Raw genomic sequence first — 17,294 nt, forward strand, 5'->3', positions numbered from 1 at the left:
GAAGGAGATTATCCTATGTTCAATAAAGAATTCCTCGAAAGTCACGATATCATACCTGCTTTGATGCCCGCTGATTTATCAGCGGCAGCAAATACAGGGGATCGAGTAAATTTACAGAACTATGATCGATGTGTTTTTGTTTTATTGGCTTCGATTGGAACTGCAGGTGATGATCCCGTGATTTCCGCACAACAGCACGATGCCGCATCTTCTGGTAATTCGAAGGCGCTCAATTTTACGCGCATACGGCATAAAGTTGGGGCAACGGGAATCGATGCAGTTGGGCAATTTACTTTAGTAGAACAATCGGAATCGGATAGTTATGACACTACTACCGTCGATGGCGCAGAAAATGAAGCCATGATTGTCATTGAAGTTCTCGCTGAAGACTTAGATTCAGAAAACGGTTACACGTTTGTTTCATTCAATGTTGCTGATGTTGGCCTGAACTCACAGTTGGGAGCAGGATTTTACATTTTACAAGGAGCAGGTTATGTAAATGAAATCAAACAGTCGGCCCTCACGTAGAACAGTTGTATTTTCTGTTCCCCATTTTTTTATCAGGAATCAATATGATGAATCAGAGAATAAAACAATCAGGAAAAACAGCACAAATTAATTCGATGGCAGAACAGATATTCCTCCGAATGTGTACCACAGCACAGCATGGTTTTGATGCATCGCACTACGTAAGAAGATCTTACGAACTTGCAAAAGCCTTCTATCAAAATATTGATAAAGTAAAAACATCATCAGATAGCGGTGAAAAAAAATAAACAAAAAATAATCCAGACCAAGCTTTGATTATTAAGAATTGGTTCACATCGTAAGCGATAGTTAGAACTCGTATGGAGAAACTGATTGAAGATGGCACTCACTTCTAGGGCGAACATCAAAACAATGATTGGCGTCGATGATACTTCACTCGATAACGTGATCGATTTGTTGATACCTCAGGCTGATGCCATTATCAAAGGATATCTTCAGCGAGATGTTGAACAGGAGACTTATACTGAATTTTATAATGGGACAGGTAATCAGGCTCTTATCTTAAACCAAGCACCCGTCCAAGAGATCATTTCGGTTCACGAAGATCGAGATGGTTATTATGGGGATGGCATGGATGCTTTCCCCGCGTCTACAGCTTTGACCCAGGGGACCGACTTTGTGTTAAAAAAGGACGAAATCAGTGTGACCGCAATAAGTAAGAGTGGCATTCTCTATCGTATTGGTAAGACCTGGTTTCGGCCTCGTTATCGACAACACGGACAGCTTTCCAATGCTCCCGGAATAGGAATCGGTAATATTAAAGTCTCATACATAGCGGGTTGGTCTGTTGTACCTACAGATATTCAGTTTGCGGCAAACAAACTTGTTATCTCCATGCTTGAGTCCCGTAGTAAAGCAGGACGATTACAGTCAGAGAACATTGAGGACTACTCATACAGACTTGCAAATGGAGAAGATGAAGTACAAGCATTAGATTCAGTCAAAACATCACTGGCTCGATATAAGAGGATTGTGATCTGATGGTGACAGCAAAAGAGTTAGAAAATCTGTATTTGAAAATGCCGGGAACAGAGCCAGTGACACTCACCACCAAACGAGGTGTGAATAACGATGTTTTACAGACTCAATCGATTTCACATGCCTGGCAAAGAGATATCACGCGGGACGATGTTGCGAAAGGGCTTGTTTTAACTGCTCCGGAAGGGATCGTATGGAACATCCCCGATGTGTTGTTGGCGGGAAAAGAGATTGAGACAGGTGACACGATCACGGACTCAGATAGTGTGGTCTGGATCGTGATGTCCATTACGCGCGTCAGATTGCGAACTCATTGGCGCTGTATTTGTCGGAGAGAAAAATAATGCCTGCGATTCTTGAGAATATTCTGACGACAGTACAAGCCGAGATTCGGGCTCTCAATCTGACAGATATACCGGATAGTCACATATATTTACAGAAGGTACCGACTACCAGGGATTTTACAAGTAATGACTTTCCGGCAATTTTAATTACTCCGATGGGGGTGCCAAAAATAAACCCACAAGAAGGTACGAATTTACGAGATCAAATCGAATACCCGATCGGGGTTTTTATGGTGGATAACGATAATCAGAATCAATCAATTAATCGAGATAAGTACCTGACTTGGTACGAACAGATAATGAATAGGTTCCGCACACCACGGTTAGCAGGTGTAAATTCCATCGTAAATAGTTTTGTTGCTCCGGGTGCTGTGGTCGATCAGGACTGGTTTCAAGTGGGAGAATATCATGCAGGTATGACCCTGTGGTTTATTAGCTGGGAGACGAGATAAATGAATAAAGAAGAAAAACAGGAAATCTCAACATATGAAGTGTCCGTCATTTCGGTGCACACGGCTTATGGTCGGTTGAAGTTCAAGACGGAGGATGAAGAGAAAGGGCTTGAGTTATATGCAGATACCATGGGTTGGAGCCTCGATAAATTGAAGAATTTAAAACCCACGGTCAAAGCAGAGAAAGTTGTTAGGCCATGCCTAAAGAAATCAGAATCGAAGAACTCTCCGACTTCCTCAACGACACAGTCAAAGTCACAAAACACCCCGAATCCCAAAAAGTCATGACCGGGATTTTGGATATGACCAAGGAACAGGTCAGGATCGGATTTGAATCAGGGAGAGCCCCCGATGGTTCAAAATGGCCTGCGTTAAAACATCCGCGTCCACCGGGGCATAATCAGAACAATAAGCCATTGATCGATACGGGGAATCTGATGGATAGTGTGACAGTCGACCACGAGGAACACGTTGAAGGAGTCACCGACGAAGCATTAACACTGGGGACTTATGTGGAATATGCGAGAGTCCATCAGCAAGGTTCAGGGAATATTCCTCAGCGTCAATTCTTGGGATTCAATAAAAAAGTAATGGATCATGCCACCGAAGCAGTGGCTGATGATGTAATCAACCAAATCGATAACATATGAGGTTTCTATTATGACGACTCCAACTATCGGAACTCTGGGCTTAATGGCATTCGATACTGCCCTGCCCTTCGACGGGAGTTCTATAGCACTTGAGATCATTCTTCCAGAATCGTTAAAAGAGACTGCCGAAATCATCCAGACTAGTGGATTGACTGGTACGGTGGAGCAGAACAAGGAACGCACACGTGAAGGTCTCAAACGAATCAACGGTTCGGTTAAGTTAGCCTGCTCTCGACTCATGTTGGATACCTTGCTCCCTTACATCTGTGGTACGGCTGAGGCTGCGAACGTATTCGCCCTGGCTGATACGATACCTGAGTTTTATCTTATGATCGATCGAGGGGCGAAAGTCTTCACCTATTCAGGGTGTCGTATTGCGAAAGCGACATTCTCAGGTACAAAAGGTGATTTTCTCTTTCTGGACCTCGAGATCGAAGCGGAAACGGAAACAGTTGGAAATGCTGGGACTTATCCCACATTGACGGTACCTACCGAGAAACCGTATCTGTTTGCCGATGGAGTTTTGACTCTTCAAGGCAGTACTCGTGTGTTTGAGAACTTCAGTTTGACGATTGAGAATCAACTCAACACGGAATTGTTCGGTAATAATCTCACGCGATACGACATCCCCCTGGTCAATCGAGTGATCACGCTAGCCACTGATCATCCATGGGATACAGACAACACAGACCTCATCAAGCAAGATCTCGACGGAGCAGCTGGCACGCTGGTCTTTACCAATTCTACGGTAGTGACAGATGTGTTGACTTTTGCAATGGCGGCCATTCAGTATGCAAATGTGTCACCAACACTACCAGGTAAAGATGTAGTGAACTTACCGCTCGAGGGAATGGTAAAAAGTTCTGGTACTACAAAACCGTTGATCATAACTAATGCTCACGCGATTTAAAAATGATCCGTTTCGGTCTCAGCTCCACCCTTTTGTGGTGGAGCTTTTTACATGCTATGATTCGGCTTGACCGTTTGTACGCATGGAACAGAATTTTGAGCTGTTCGTTTTATCAATCTCGATTTTCATTAAGGAATCACGATGGTGGCACAGGCTTATATTAAAGACGGGTATACAGAAAGAGCCTTTATCAAAGGCATCCCTGGAATGTACGAGGACGTACATTTTGAGTATCGAACGCTGCTTGCAGATCAGATTCGAGGAGTGTTGCATAATTGGGATTCAATTTCTGCTGAGGAAAAGAATCACCGTATCAACTCGGTCATTCTCAAACAGGTACTTAGCTGGGATCTTCAGCATGATAAAAAAATGCTACCTAAGGATCTGGAGACACTCAATCGGTTAAAAATTAATCTGATCGATCGCATGTTCAATATCATCGTTCAGTTGGCCGTGAGCGATGTTGAAGTATCTTCAGAACAACTAGATTTAGACACGTTACTCGACAACCCTGTCAGACCTGAAGTGAAGCAGGAAGAAGAGGCAAAAAACTAATTGAAGGGGTGGAGCTGATTTTGTTTCACCCCACTGTTGCCTATCGGAATTGTGAGCACTGTCTCAAATACATATACGATGAAAAAACGGGAAAACCCCGAGAACGTCATGGAGAATATTTTGAACGATTGCCAACGGTGCCGGCTCCCTGTCGGAGAGGTGGGTGCCCGAAAGGGACTCCTGAGAATCCGAAAGTGCTCAGTCCGAAAAATATGCAGGCCTATCAGCATTGGAAAGAATGTAAAGCGGTCGGTCAATTCCCTGATGATGAGATCGTGAAAAGGAACGCGGCGATGATTCAGGAAATCCATGATCAATCGAAAGAGTTAAAGCAGATCCAAATGCTGGGTCTCATGATGACGGGAAAGATGATATGAGATTGACTTATATGTGTTGTATGAGCCAGGTAATCAGTCTTCCGACCAGAAAACAGCCAGAGATCAAGAGCAAGCAAACGATGCCATACACGATGATTTCGGTCGTTGTGTGCTTACGGTTGGCTTTGAGGATTTGTTCGGTTTGTTTGATGCGTTCGACCTTGTCGGCTGCTTCTTGGTGAGTGGGAGCGATGGGACGGATCATTTGAATGCGAGCAAAGTGAAGAAGTAGAGAATGAGAGTGCCAATGGCACTACCTAAGATCATCCAATAAATACCACGTGCGTAATATTCAATATTTTCTTGTTTTTTATTTAAGTCGTAAAGGAGCTGTCCTTCGGGTGAAAGTTGGCGGTACTTCGCAATTTCGCGGGCCTCGTCATTGGCCTCTTCCATCTGTCTTTCAAGGGATTGTTTTGGTGTTTCGATTATGCGTAGTTTTATCAGTGCCCAAATCAAGAGAGGTACACCAACCAGACCGGCAATGCCTATAGCTACATCCATGCTACATAACCCTATTTACATAGTAAATTATAGCACCAGAAACAATGCAAGTGATCACAAACATCACCAGACTATAATTGAATTCCAAGACTTTCTGTTGAGCATGAAGATGGAGCTGTTGCTGCTCGGATGTCATTTTAGCAAACGCCTCAAGCTCAGGTTGTTGTTCTTTTTCTTTACGAGCACGTGTCATGCTTGGAGTTTCGAAGCGTGCTATACATGCAATTACGACTGGAATCGAGATTGCAGTAATTAATTTTGCATATAAATTTTCAAAAGGAAGTTCTCTTTTAAAAGTGAATAGGTAGAGGATGAAAAGAATCGTTGGAAACTTCCAGCTATTAATGAATTCTCTCATTTGATTACCTGAATTAATTGGTCAATAAAAATGGTGGCTGAAACCCAACGAAATGTGATTATCTCACTGAAATTAGCGGCTGATCCTAATAATCAGACTACTGCTGATCTTGTATCTCGTCAAGCAAAAAACGTCTCTGTAGCGGGTGTGAATGCGCTCCGACAGGAAGTCGAAGAATTTACTCGCGTCGAAGTTGGCAAAACCAAAATCCATGAGGAGCAGTCTAACAAACGCATTACAAAGACTTTAAAAGAAAAAGAGAAACGGGAGAAAGCGGTCCAAGAACTTGCGAAAAAAATACGAGAAGCAGAGAAAACACGAGACAAGTCGCATCAAAAAGCCAACGAAGCGGGTCTGATTGCTGTGCAAGGACTGGCTGATATGGTCGAGGGAGCAGCCAAATTAGGGTTGATCACCGAAGATAATTTTGAAACCTTTGCCCGACACTTTGAGATGATCCAGTCGGGTATTCAGGTTTTCAAAGGTGCCACAGATGCAATCTGGAAAACGAGAGAGGGTCTGATTGCGTTGAGTAAGGCGACCAATGCTCAAACTGTCGCCAATGAATTAATGGCAGCCAGTAATGTGAAGGCCGCTGGAACGGGTGGAGTTGCAGCAGGAAGTGGTGCAGCAGCAGGAGGTACTGTCTTAGGTGGGGCTGTGATCGCTGGAAAAGCAACCGCAGTTGCGGCGGGTGTTTTGGCTGCTGGGTTGGCGTTACATGATGTTAGTAAACTACTTCTCAGAGAAATGGGAATTCTGAGTGAAAACTCAGAGTTAATGAACACTGCACTTCAAGATTGGTGGAAGGTCACGAAGGATCTCACAGAGAGTCAGAAAGATCTCGCCAGAGCAGAACAAAATCAGCAGGCACTGGAACGAGAACGTACAAAAGTTGAGAAATTAGTCACGGACCGTATCGACCTTCAGGGGCAATTCAGAGCGGGTGCGAATCGTGCTGATGAAGCGGTCGCCTTCGCGGCTGGAGAGTCCAACATCGGGCAAGCTGATCGTCTCAGGCTAGAAGCAATTCGTGAGGTGGAAGCAGCCGAGCGCGAAATCATTGAGCACAGAAACCTTGTAGCATTACGCAAAGATGCAGGACGATTTCAAAGTGAGGAACTCGCTGTCAAAATCCTCAAAGATCTGGAAGACGCTCAAGGCCGTTTGCTGGATGCAGATAAAAACCGCCTGTCAGTTCTTCGACTTCAGAATCAAGAAACTGAGGCACTCTTAAAAGCAGAGCAAACCAAGCTGATCACGCTCGAACAAGCCAAGCAGGTTGAAGATCAGAGCTTACGCGCGAGATTGGGACAGTTCAGTCCTGGCCTGCAAAGACGAACTGTTGAGATTGCGGAGAAGATCAAGGCAGGAGAACAGATCGATCGCAGGGATGTTGCGATTTTGCAAGAAGCGGGAATCGGTCAACGGTTTGTCTCTGACTTTTTCGAGAAGCAAGGCAGCGGTGTGGCTGGCTCTTCCACGTTTACAGAGGTTTTTGGAACCAAGTCTCAGGAACTAAAAAAAGCTGCAACTAATGTTAGTGAACTTCAATCCGAATTGGATAAAGGCAGGGGTCAAGAATCAGGTGCGAAAAGGGAGGTCAGATCTTCAGCGGAATTGTTTAGACAATTCAACGAAGTCCGAGTGAAACAAGAGGCTGTTCTAAAGCAAGCTCTGGACGAAAATTTCGATGGATTGAATCAGGAGAACTTAATTCAGCGTATTCAGCAGGCGGCGGCTGATGCAGCAGACGCAATCAATCAACAAGGTATGGCGACGATTAATTCGATTCAAACGATGCAGGACACAATGATCAAGAGTCATCAGGAAATGCAAAAGCAGTTCGAGAACTTCCAACTGGATACTAATTGGAATCAACAAACATGATTTTAACTTACGGTGATTACGCACACCCAGACAACGAAGCCAACGTTTCTATCTCACGAGCGGGATTGGAAGCGGAAGATGGTTTTGTCTACGGATACACCGAGACCTGGAGCATCACCGGGATTTTGCATGGCGACACAGATGCAGCTCTATTCCAAGCGATGAATGGTCTCCTCGACGCTTACAGCAAACAGGGAGAAAACCTTGTTTGGAAAAAAGGTGATACGGTCATGCATCAGCTCTTGAACGATGACACACTCACCGGAACGAAGGTCTTTACCCTGCCCCATTTCCCGAAAAATACGGGAGGGGAGCTGACCACATTTCGGACTTACAACATTGTCGTCGAAGCCGAAGTGCCGTTTGTTCAATTTGATGCAGAAGCGGATGACTTCGAACCTTTGATTTTGAAATTTGAAGAACACATTAATCAAACTGGAACCGGTGGTCGAAAAGTCGCCTTCTTACCAACGCTGACAGGTAAGTATCAAAAACAGCAGCTCACTGAGACATCCACAATCACAATTGTGCAATCAGGCATGAAAGTCGGCTTGGGAGGTTATCCAATCCCCAACCTCCCGCTTTGGCCTGACGATGAGCATCAAGAGCGAAGACAAATCAATCAGGCAGCTATTCGTCGACGTAACGGCGTGGGTCTGGAATATCCCATTCATTGGTCATACACATTCGAACGGAACGATCCGTTCCCTGTACCCAAAAAGGCAGTCGTCACTTAGGAGATTTTAAAAATGGCTTCACACATATGGATTGGCGGGGCACCTGCTAAAGCACAAGTTGATACAATTACGATTCCTTCCAATGTCGAATCGGGCCAGGTATTCACGGCGAAAATAGGTAACAAAGAGTTGACTTATACTTATCCCCCCGGTCCAGTATTAGCCGATGTTACAGATGCGATTGTCGCAGTTTGGAGCGCATCTACGATACCTGAATTTGCTGAAATATCTGCGTCATCAATTTTGGCCGGAGAGATCACGCTCACTGCTGTTACTCCCGGTAAGCCATTTATTGTATCGTTTTCAATTGGCTCTGGCACGAATGAAATTCAAGTCATTACTATCGGCAATAATCCGATAGGCGGTACGTATACACTTACGTTTGATGGGCAAACAACGGTAGCTATCGCACACAATGCTACTGCTGAGACTGTGCAAACAGCATTAGAGGGTTTAAGCAACATCGAAGTTGGAGACGTTGCGGTCACAGGGGCAGATGGTGGGCCTTATACAGTCGAATTCATCGGAGCTCTAGCAAACACAGACGTAGCAATGATGACCGCCGATGTCACTAATCTGTTAGGGACAGACGAACAACAAGTTATCAGTCTAACCTCTTCAACCGGTGGTACATTCACACTGAGCTATGCAGGTCAAACAACCGGGAACATTGCTTACAACGCGAGTGCTGCGACTGTAGAAACGGCCTTAGAAGCGTTAAGTACTATCGGCGCGGGCAATGTCTCAGTCTCAGGTGCCAATGGTGGACCGTATACGGTGACATTTCAAAATGCGCTTGGCAAAACTGACGTAGCGATGATCACTGTTGATGGAGCATTGCTGACAGGTGGTTTAAATGTCTCGGTCACAGAAACAACGCCGGGAGGTGGAGGTCAAAATGAAATATGGCACCTTAGCATGTATGACAGTTCAAATGTGTCCGGGATTCTTAGAATCGGAGGCGATGCGAGTGCTACTAGTGGAACGTTTACGATCCAACTTCAAATCGATTCAACAACAGTCATGCAAACCGGGGCAATTGCCTATGATGCAACGCCGGCAGAAATAATGGCTGCCTTTGAAGCAACGGACTTTGGTAAAGCTGTTGGCGGTACGTATCCTCTCTGCTTTGCTGTACAAGCCGGAGGTTCTCTAGGCAGCGGAACGCTCGCAGACGGCAATGATTATCTTTTGTGGTGGCACCCTGTCGTTGCTTTAAATTCAGCTTCAGCGGGATACACATTGACGATTGATAATACATCATTGGTTGGCGGTACTTATGGTGAACTGGGAGCTGGAAGTGAGGGTCAGCTTGTCACCGAATCTGGAAACATATCATTTTCATCGTTCTACATTAAAGTCGGCATCGAAGAAACCGATGATTTAGCATGGAATACATCAGCAGCAACGATTCAGGCAGCTTTGGAAGGTTTGAGCAATGTGGGATCGGGTAATGTGCAAGTAACGTCATCGGCTCCGGATGACGTGTTTGATCCGTTTGTCCTCAAAGTTGAATTCATTGGTGATCTAGCGAATCAGGATACCGGGTTCACTGTTGATATTAAGACGCATAACACCGGAATCGGAACAGTTCAGGAAGATGACTTCTACACCGCCATAGGTTCAAGCGGAACGGCTGAAGTGCAGAATCTTAGTATTACAGGATCGCCTGTAAGCGGCACATTCGGCTTGAGTTTTGGCGGAGTCGATTCAGCGTCAATCGCACACAACGCATCAGCCGCCACGGTGCAGGCAGCTTTAGAGGCGATGAGTTCCATCGGCTCGGGTAATGTAATATGCACAGGCGGGCCACTTCCAGACACGGCGGTTGTCATTACATTTGCCGGTAGTTTAAGTGGGACGGCATTAGCTGAGATTACTGTTGTTTCCATAACGGTCACAGAGTCGGTGAAAGGCGGTAATGCTCCAACTGTTACAATTGTAACTACACAGTCACCCGTGAGCCAAGTTGCCACCACGGCCAGCGAAGGTCCCAATCATTGGGACACGCCCGCGAATTGGAACACGAACACTGTTCCGACAAATGGTGATACAGTATACATTTCAGATTCAGAGATCAGTATTCTTTACGGCTTAGATCAAAGTGCTGTCACATTGGCCGCCTTACACATTGAGCAGACCTTCTCCGGATTTATTGGATTGCCCCGTACCAACAGTGATGGATTGTCCTACTTTGAATACCGTGATCAGTATCTAAAAATCGGAGCCACTACTTTGTTTATCGGGGACAAAGAGGGTGATGGTTCTGATCGAATAAAAATTGACTTGGGATCGGTACAAAGTACGGTCCTGATTACTGATTCCGGTGATGGTGAAGATGCCAATACACCGGCGATTCTCTTGCTCGGTACACACGCATCGAACGTGATCAATGTCAACCGGGGCAGCTTGGGAGTGGCATACTATCCTACTGAAGTCTCAACAATTGCTTTACTAAGGCAAGCATTTTTTGATGACGCTGCAGATGACACGACGGTCTACTTAGGAGATGGGGTAACTATTACTGACATCATCAAGAGTGGTGGTGTGTTGGATATTAACTCTAACACAACATCACTAGATCAGACTGCCGGGTCAACCACGATTCATGCAGGGGCTCACACTCTGTTGAATATTCAGGATGGTTTATTGAACTATAACTCTGTCGATACGGCATCAGAGATTAATCTTTCCGGTGAATCCGTTTTGATTTTTGATCAAGACAGTCGACCAAAAACAATCACTATTATCAATAAGCTCAGCGATGAATCTGAAATCTTTGACGTCTCCGGAAGCATCGCGAATCCCGTAATCGATATGGAAAACACGGGTGATTTGAGCAAACTCAATATGGGTAAGAACTTCAAACTCACTTTTGGAATTACTACTTAACATGGATGATCCAAACAGTGATTTCGAAGGTGCGGGATCTGTATTGTATCCGGGTATCAAACAGATCGTCGGTGTGAGTTATACACGCTCGCATGGGATTACTCCCGACATTTGCCGTATCGAAATGGCACCTCAAACTCTAGATCCAAAAGACAAGGACTACGTTCCGATTGAACCGGATGGATTCCTGATCTTTCAATTTGATACGGTGAAAGTGAATACGGATCTCTTCGGAAGAAAAACGACGGTTAATAAAACCATTCAGATTTTGATGCAGTCCTGTCGAGCGGACAGAGCGTCTGTGCGTCGTTCTGAGACATCAGAAAACTGGACGATTCCAATATTTGACCGACGTTGGAAATGGCAATTTGGATCATTCTCAGGTCATTGGAATACTAAGAAAAATGGAGTCATCGAAAAAAGGAAAGAGAAAACCGTTCGTGAATTGGCCGAAATGTGTTTGGATGCGATGGGAGAGATCAAGTACGAAACCAAAACACTCGACGAGTTAGAGAAGAATAAAAAAATCTCCTATCGTAAAAAAGTGCGCCCAGAAGTTCATTGGGACCGCATCCCACCTGCCCAGGCATTAAACGATTTATTGACTCCATTAGGTTATCGCGTTTGTTTGGGTTGGGATGACATTGTGCGCATCGAGAAACAGGGCGTAGGAGCACTTCTCCCAACCGAAGATCTCATGTCTGGGGGATTTGATGCTGAACTTCCCGAGACACCCGATTCAGTGACCGTCCTCGGTGGAATCACCATGCATGAGGCTCTGTGGGAATTGGAACCAGTGGGATTGGATCTCGACGGAGACTGGAGGCCGATTAATCATCTTAGTTATGCACCATTTGATTCTCAGGGAAACGCAGAATGGGAATTTTCAATACCCCCGAACTACCCAGAGATTCGTTATAAGTTTGATGAGATCAAGTTTGACCAAACACCGAGTGATGATGAATACCGCAAACGCAAAGAGCAGTACACTCTGGCTGTCCAAACTGTCTATCGAAGTTACCGACTCAAATACCCAGTCGGCACAAAGGAAGATGAAAGCTTAAGAAAAAAGTACGATGATTTAGGCTACCAACTTGGTCTCGTGGTAGATCTCGGGCACAGGGCTGGTGAAAAAGTCTATGACAATTTACTAGCTGATTATGAGCAAGCCCGACGCAAACTGTTTCAGAAAGCGAAACCTGTCATTCCCGGTCCGCAGGCGATCAACCCTAAGACTGGCTACCTAGATGATATTAAACTGATTGAATTTGAACAGATCTTGCCGATTTTTGAGACCCGAGCAGAACTGGCAGTCGATTCCTACACCGGGAAACTGATTCGGAAACCACCCCAGGTGAGTGGAATTTTTTATGATCCGATGAGAGTTGGCGACACGCTCACTACTGATGAATTACTGAATACGATTGAGGTGAGTAAATTTCGCGTCCTTCCTGAATTAGGGATCATTCAATTCAATGAACCGATCACAAGACGCGAAATTATCAAAGGCAAGAAAGGTAAAAAAGACCAGAAATTAGAATATCCAGCGGACTTGAGAGTCCTAATTGCGACTCCTCTAAAGAACCTGGCAGGAGAACCGGCCCGCTTTACACACGTTGAAGAACTGGACCCGAAGTTTAAAACGAAGCCAGCAAAACTCCCACTGGATGTCATCGTCGAGAAACCAACAAAAGTTCCCAAAGGAACAGGTACAAAAGTTGTCATCAAAAACGAAATTGTCCAAGCATATCAAGCACAGTATGAGACTAAGACAAATCTAAAAGGGGAAGAAGTAACCGAAGTCGTCAAAGTCTTGGATAATGTTGTAGAGGAAGAACTGGAAAAGCAGGCTCTGATCGCAGTCGATGTAGAAAACATCAAGATCTTTACAGAAGACTCGGGATCCGGAGTCTATGCCGGTTTAAAGAAAATCAACTTGGACGGAGCCATCCAACAGGTTGCGATTTCACGCACGACTTCAGGAGGGATGACAACCACAATCTCGCGTAATACGGAAGTAAAGATCAATGTTCCCAACTTCGACCAACGCCAGCGTAATCTCGCGTTAAAAGAGATGATCAAAAATCATACTGAAACCATTGATAACACCGATCAAGTCAATACGGAGGGAACCTAATGTTCGAACCAAGTCAGACAAGTCCCGGTGAATGGTTAAACTGTTTAAACGTTGGCGATGATCACATTGAGGATAAGGATGAACGTCGGAAATACAAAGACTTGACTATCCCCGGTTTCTCGCTGGTGGAAATAGTGGGTATTAGAAAGTTTGGCGACGATCACTATGTGCATGAAGTTCGTCTGCCAGTCGGAGAACTTCCCGTCGGGCAAGATCAATCGGGTGTGCCTGAAGAAGACCAAGTGAAGATTGTTCCGATTGGGATCAATTACGCATTCACAGGACCTGCTGATATCCGCAAGGATCGTCAGGGCAGAATGAAATTCCCACCTGCTTACTGTCGCTTTAAAGGTGACGAAGATGATACGGCTAAAATATTCGGAAGGTATGAAGCTCCTGAGAGACAATTAGGCGGCAAATTCACAGAAGCCGAATACGAAGCATTTGAGTTTCAGGAAAAGCTGTTTGGAAATGGAATTCAGCAGCAACTCGTCGGAGATCCCACCGGACATTTAAAACTTCCTAGTGATATTGCCAAGTCCAGTCAGTTTGGAATCAGTTCACAGTACCTCGGCTGGAACTGTATGGGGATTTATAAGTACAACACCGGCAAAAAAACCAAAGGGAAAAAAGAAGACGAGGATGCCACTAAAAATCTGTTAGCTTACATCGCTCCTGCAGCTCAAATCTCACCAAGACCACCGATCCGGTTCGTCGCTCTGGAAGCATACTCAACTTATATTACGAGAGTTCGTCCCGCAGAAGAGTATTCTATATTTACACCAGGAACTGAATACACGGTCAAAGTAGATGGTGACAAACCTATTAAGGCCGCCGTAACACATTTGGACAGTGAGGGTAATCATAAACAATTGATTTCATTTGTCGGCGATAATGTGAACGGTGAAATCAGGTTGGTGTTGGACGAAGATCAAACAGAACTGATCAACTTGAAAGAATCTGTTTTAACCCCTGATTATCTTGCTCAAAAAATTGGAGACCTCCCGAATATCGGTGCAAAAAACCTGAAAGTGTCAGTCTGGCCGGGGCTTTGGTTGATTGAATTTGCTGGTGATCTTGCTGGAAAAACTTTTAACAATTTGGAAGTGATCAGACCGGAAGACGCAGAGTTCCAAGTGCATATCACATGTACTGACTACGCCGATAGCGAGTTAACCGTCGATGTTTATTTTCACATTCCACAGATTGGTAGATGGGATGGAGACGACAATGTGATCAATGATGCTGTGGCACCAGGTGCAATTGGTGATGCGGTTTGGTTTAACGGGCAAGGGTTTGTCGCGATGTCTGTTCAATGCCGCGATTTTAATGGGGATGGGACACCAGATTTATAATGGGACAAAAAGATTGCTCTTATTCACTGATTAAAAAACCATGTCCTCGTAAACGGTTTCCTTGTAGTCGATGCGGTGCGAAGATTGTAAACGCTGACCTGCAATGGGAAATATCAGTCCCAAAATATCGGCGATGGCATTACTTAAATCCCGAGACTCTGGTTCCAAACGCAGACGCCATAGAAACACCTGTCATTGTAAATGCTCCACGTCGGTTGCCGAACTTTGACGAAGAAATACAAGGTGACTCACCGTGTAAATTTGATGGTCCGCTAGCCTCGGAAGCATTTAATTTAGTTCAAGGCCAATCGCCTATTGAAGGTGGGCAATTCGTTCAAGATTTCGAATGGCAAAGATTCGATTCTCTGTACGACGGTTGGAACTGGTTTTTGCGGTCGCACCAAGTCCTTGTTAGTTGGGAAGCGGCAGAAGTAGAAGACCAAAGCGGGGAGTTAATTACCCCCGGTCGCTGGAAAATTGATCTAACTATTAGTCAGTCTGCACAAGTCTTTGATTTAGATTGGGAAGCTGGAGCGAACCCCGGCTGGTTCAATTTAGCACCCGGTGGGGAATTCTATAATATCTTTGGCGGCCCAGCGGCTACCGATCCGACCGAATCCTTTGGTAATTCATCACGCATAAAGGCGACCTATTACCCGCCGTCAGGCTATCGCTGTTTATCAGAGTCATCTACGCGATGGCGGAGAAATATTCCAACGTTACCAGTTCTGACGACAGGCCATACTATTGACACATTACCCAATGACTACCAGTGGCCCGATGGGGTACCAACTCAAGAAGACGGATTCTTAATTGGTTGGCCTGGACCATTTTACCCAGTCGGGTTCAGACAGAGCCACGACATCTACTACGCCCCCCCTTTCATTGATGTGAGACACGTAAAGAAATGACATCAAGAGACCGAGAGACAATTTGTAATTCATGTGAGCACCAGCGAAACTACGCTTGTACTAAACACGGTGAAGAGTGGGAAAAGCTGGTTCACAACAATCAGTTTCACTGTGAAAAATGGGGAGCTGTTCCCGATGCCTGTAGCCCTCTTGAAGTCGCAGTTGTGATCACCAGTCATAATTACGGCAAATTTCTTGAAGAGTGCTTACAGAGCGTTCTGGAGCAGTCTCAATCAGCCTCAGAGATTATCGTCGTCGACGATTCCAGCACAGACAACACAAAGGAAGTGACGGAAGACTTTGCCAGCAAGGGTGTGAAGTATTTACGAGTCGAAAATAGGAGTGCTCTGTTCTCGCGGCACGATGGTTATTTGCAGACAGAATCAGGAGTCGTGCTGTTTGTGGATGCTGATGATATTCTGCCTTCCAACTATATCGAATTGGGAATGAAAGAATTCACTAATCAAGATGTCGGTGTAGTTTATGCCGATCATCAGCACTTCGGAGAATCGACGCGAAGAACAAACTTTCCTGAGTATTCCCAAAACAGGCTGTTTCAGGGAGAGAATTTTGTGAGTACCTGCTCTTTTGTTCGACGAGAAGCACTTAATCTTTGCGATGCCTGGGACCGAAAGTTTGATGAATACTTCATGCCTGAAGACTATTGGATGTTTCAGCGAATCGCTCTGGATGGTTGGGATTTCAAAAAGTCAAAAGCCATCCTGAATTATCGCAGACACTCCAGTCAGATGAGCCAGAATCGAGATCCGATTGACCCTAAAGAGGTTTATTACCATTCGCATGGATTGGAATACCAGACGGTCACTCTGTTTATTCCGCTTGCGGGACGAAAATGGGCGTGGGATCGTTTGAAAATGTTCCTGGATCGCCAAAACTGGCCTCACGATCAAATCAAGCTGATCCTCTGCGATACGAGCCAAGACGACAGGTTTTCCACAATGGTCAGATATTGGATTGGTGATTGCAATTATTCGGACGTGAGACACTTTAAATTGGATGTTGGGTTGAAGGGGCTCGCTGACAAGAATCGTCGAGATCGTGAGGTACAACTGAAGGTGAAGCAATCTATTTGCAAGATCTATAACCAGCTTAGATTGATGCTGGAAACGCCATATTGTTGGATTCTGGAAGACGACGTGCTCCCTCCTGATGATGTACTCGAAAGGCTGATGAAGCACTTCAACGTTGACGTAGGAGCTGTGACAGCACCGTATCAATCCCGTTTCAGTGGGAATCCTGTTGTTTGGATGCAGGATGGAATTAAAAACATTAAGCCGATGACTCCAGCGGTTCCCCCAAAACCGAATGAACCACAGGTCGCAGAGATGCGGGGTTCTGGGTTCGGTTGTCTTATTGCACGATCGGAAGTGATCAAACAACATGTGATGGCATTGCCAGTTACCGAGGACGATCTGGATCCGTACTTCTTTAAGTCGATGGGAGACCATTGGCGACGGCTATGCGATTGGTCCTGCAAGTCACAGCATTGGGGGCCAGATCGGGTTTATTTGATTGGAGAAAAAAAAGAAGAAATTCCCCCAGGAAAGTACGGTCCTTGTTGCCCTTTATGCGGACTGCCGCCTAATGAATCAGGCATGGTTTTGTGTGGGTGCCCTCCAAAATAGAACGAAGACACGGAAGTCAATTCCGTTGATTCCCCATACCTAATAGTAT

Annotated in this window: 19 protein-coding genes; 16 read left to right on the top strand and 3 right to left on the bottom strand. The window is 45.2% G+C overall.

Translation table 11 applies throughout. The features are described from left to right. Positions 1 to 15: 15 nt before the first annotated feature. The 9 genes from V202x_RS00790 to V202x_RS00830 all read left to right on the top strand — a co-directional run bounded on the left by V202x_RS00790 (position 16) and on the right by V202x_RS00830 (position 4,815). Positions 16 to 528, top strand: coding sequence for a hypothetical protein (locus V202x_RS00790; RefSeq protein ID WP_145170308.1), 513 nt, complete (start codon positions 16 to 18; stop codon positions 526 to 528). 44 nt (positions 529 to 572) lie between these two features. Continuing rightward, positions 573 to 776 (top strand): hypothetical protein, encoded by a 204-nt coding sequence (locus V202x_RS00795; RefSeq protein WP_144979964.1) that lies wholly within the window; start codon positions 573 to 575, stop codon positions 774 to 776. 91 nt (positions 777 to 867) lie between these two features. After that, positions 868 to 1,530 (top strand): phage head-tail connector protein, encoded by a 663-nt coding sequence (locus V202x_RS00800; protein ID WP_145170310.1) that lies wholly within the window; start codon positions 868 to 870, stop codon positions 1,528 to 1,530. Further along, positions 1,530 to 1,871 carry a hypothetical protein gene (locus V202x_RS00805; RefSeq protein ID WP_145170312.1) on the top strand — a complete coding sequence of 114 codons (342 nt, stop codon included), beginning with the start codon at positions 1,530 to 1,532 and terminating at the stop codon, positions 1,869 to 1,871. The genes V202x_RS00800 and V202x_RS00805 overlap by 1 nt, the downstream gene beginning before the upstream one ends. Next, the gene (locus tag V202x_RS00810) at positions 1,871 to 2,323 is read left to right on the top strand and encodes a hypothetical protein (protein ID WP_145170315.1); all 453 of its coding nucleotides are present in this window, start codon (positions 1,871 to 1,873) and stop codon (positions 2,321 to 2,323) included. Before V202x_RS00805 ends, V202x_RS00810 begins: the two co-directional genes overlap by 1 nt. Positions 2,324 to 2,520: 197 nt before the next feature. After that, entirely contained in the window at positions 2,521 to 2,973 is a 453-nt protein-coding gene (locus V202x_RS00815; protein WP_145170317.1) for a phage virion morphogenesis protein, read from the top strand. A gap of 10 nt (positions 2,974 to 2,983) precedes the next feature. Beyond that, positions 2,984 to 3,883: a phage tail tube protein gene (locus V202x_RS00820; RefSeq protein ID WP_145170319.1), complete on the top strand. Its 900-nt coding sequence runs from the start codon at positions 2,984 to 2,986 to the stop codon at positions 3,881 to 3,883. A 141-nt stretch (positions 3,884 to 4,024) separates the two neighbouring features. After that, complete coding sequence (locus tag V202x_RS00825) at positions 4,025 to 4,438, top strand: hypothetical protein (RefSeq protein WP_145170321.1); 414 nt, start codon at positions 4,025 to 4,027, stop codon at positions 4,436 to 4,438. Between the two features lie 20 nt (positions 4,439 to 4,458). Next, positions 4,459 to 4,815: a hypothetical protein gene (locus tag V202x_RS00830; RefSeq protein WP_145170323.1), complete on the top strand. Its 357-nt coding sequence runs from the start codon at positions 4,459 to 4,461 to the stop codon at positions 4,813 to 4,815. A 7-nt stretch (positions 4,816 to 4,822) separates the two neighbouring features. Here V202x_RS00830 and V202x_RS00835 read toward each other — a convergent pair whose 3' ends face one another. From V202x_RS00835 to V202x_RS00845, 3 genes are read right to left on the bottom strand one after another with little or no spacing between them, the layout of a single operon-like run. Continuing rightward, entirely contained in the window at positions 4,823 to 5,020 is a 198-nt protein-coding gene (locus V202x_RS00835; protein WP_145170325.1) for a hypothetical protein, read from the bottom strand. Beyond that, on the bottom strand, positions 5,017 to 5,319 hold the full coding sequence (locus V202x_RS00840) for a hypothetical protein (protein WP_145170327.1): 303 nt from the start codon (positions 5,317 to 5,319) through the stop codon (positions 5,017 to 5,019). Before V202x_RS00840 ends, V202x_RS00835 begins: the two co-directional genes overlap by 4 nt. Before the next feature lies 1 nt (position 5,320). Continuing rightward, positions 5,321 to 5,677 (bottom strand): hypothetical protein, encoded by a 357-nt coding sequence (locus tag V202x_RS00845; RefSeq protein WP_145170329.1) that lies wholly within the window; start codon positions 5,675 to 5,677, stop codon positions 5,321 to 5,323. Between the two features lie 30 nt (positions 5,678 to 5,707). Between V202x_RS00845 and V202x_RS00850 the strand changes: the two genes are divergently transcribed. The 7 genes from V202x_RS00850 to V202x_RS00880 are packed head-to-tail and all read left to right on the top strand — an operon-like array spanning position 5,708 to position 17,245. Further along, positions 5,708 to 7,567 (top strand): hypothetical protein, encoded by a 1,860-nt coding sequence (locus V202x_RS00850; RefSeq protein ID WP_145170332.1) that lies wholly within the window; start codon positions 5,708 to 5,710, stop codon positions 7,565 to 7,567. Continuing rightward, a complete protein-coding gene (locus V202x_RS00855) occupies positions 7,564 to 8,304 on the top strand; it encodes a hypothetical protein (RefSeq protein WP_145170334.1) in 741 nt (246 codons plus the stop codon). The genes V202x_RS00850 and V202x_RS00855 overlap by 4 nt, the downstream gene beginning before the upstream one ends. Before the next feature lie 12 nt (positions 8,305 to 8,316). Further along, positions 8,317 to 11,196 carry a hypothetical protein gene (locus V202x_RS00860; protein WP_145170336.1) on the top strand — a complete coding sequence of 960 codons (2,880 nt, stop codon included), beginning with the start codon at positions 8,317 to 8,319 and terminating at the stop codon, positions 11,194 to 11,196. Between the two features lies 1 nt (position 11,197). Beyond that, a complete protein-coding gene (locus V202x_RS00865) occupies positions 11,198 to 13,333 on the top strand; it encodes a hypothetical protein (RefSeq protein ID WP_145170338.1) in 2,136 nt (711 codons plus the stop codon). Further along, positions 13,333 to 14,688 (top strand): hypothetical protein, encoded by a 1,356-nt coding sequence (locus V202x_RS00870; RefSeq protein WP_145170340.1) that lies wholly within the window; start codon positions 13,333 to 13,335, stop codon positions 14,686 to 14,688. Before V202x_RS00865 ends, V202x_RS00870 begins: the two co-directional genes overlap by 1 nt. After that, the gene (locus tag V202x_RS00875; RefSeq protein WP_145170342.1) at positions 14,688 to 15,599 is read left to right on the top strand and encodes a hypothetical protein; all 912 of its coding nucleotides are present in this window, start codon (positions 14,688 to 14,690) and stop codon (positions 15,597 to 15,599) included. The genes V202x_RS00870 and V202x_RS00875 overlap by 1 nt, the downstream gene beginning before the upstream one ends. Then, the gene (locus tag V202x_RS00880) at positions 15,596 to 17,245 is read left to right on the top strand and encodes a glycosyltransferase family 2 protein (RefSeq protein ID WP_145170344.1); all 1,650 of its coding nucleotides are present in this window, start codon (positions 15,596 to 15,598) and stop codon (positions 17,243 to 17,245) included. Before V202x_RS00875 ends, V202x_RS00880 begins: the two co-directional genes overlap by 4 nt. Positions 17,246 to 17,294: the final 49 nt, after the last annotated feature.

Source organism: Gimesia aquarii (assembly GCF_007748175.1).
GTDB lineage: Bacteria > Planctomycetota > Planctomycetia > Planctomycetales > Planctomycetaceae > Gimesia > Gimesia aquarii_A.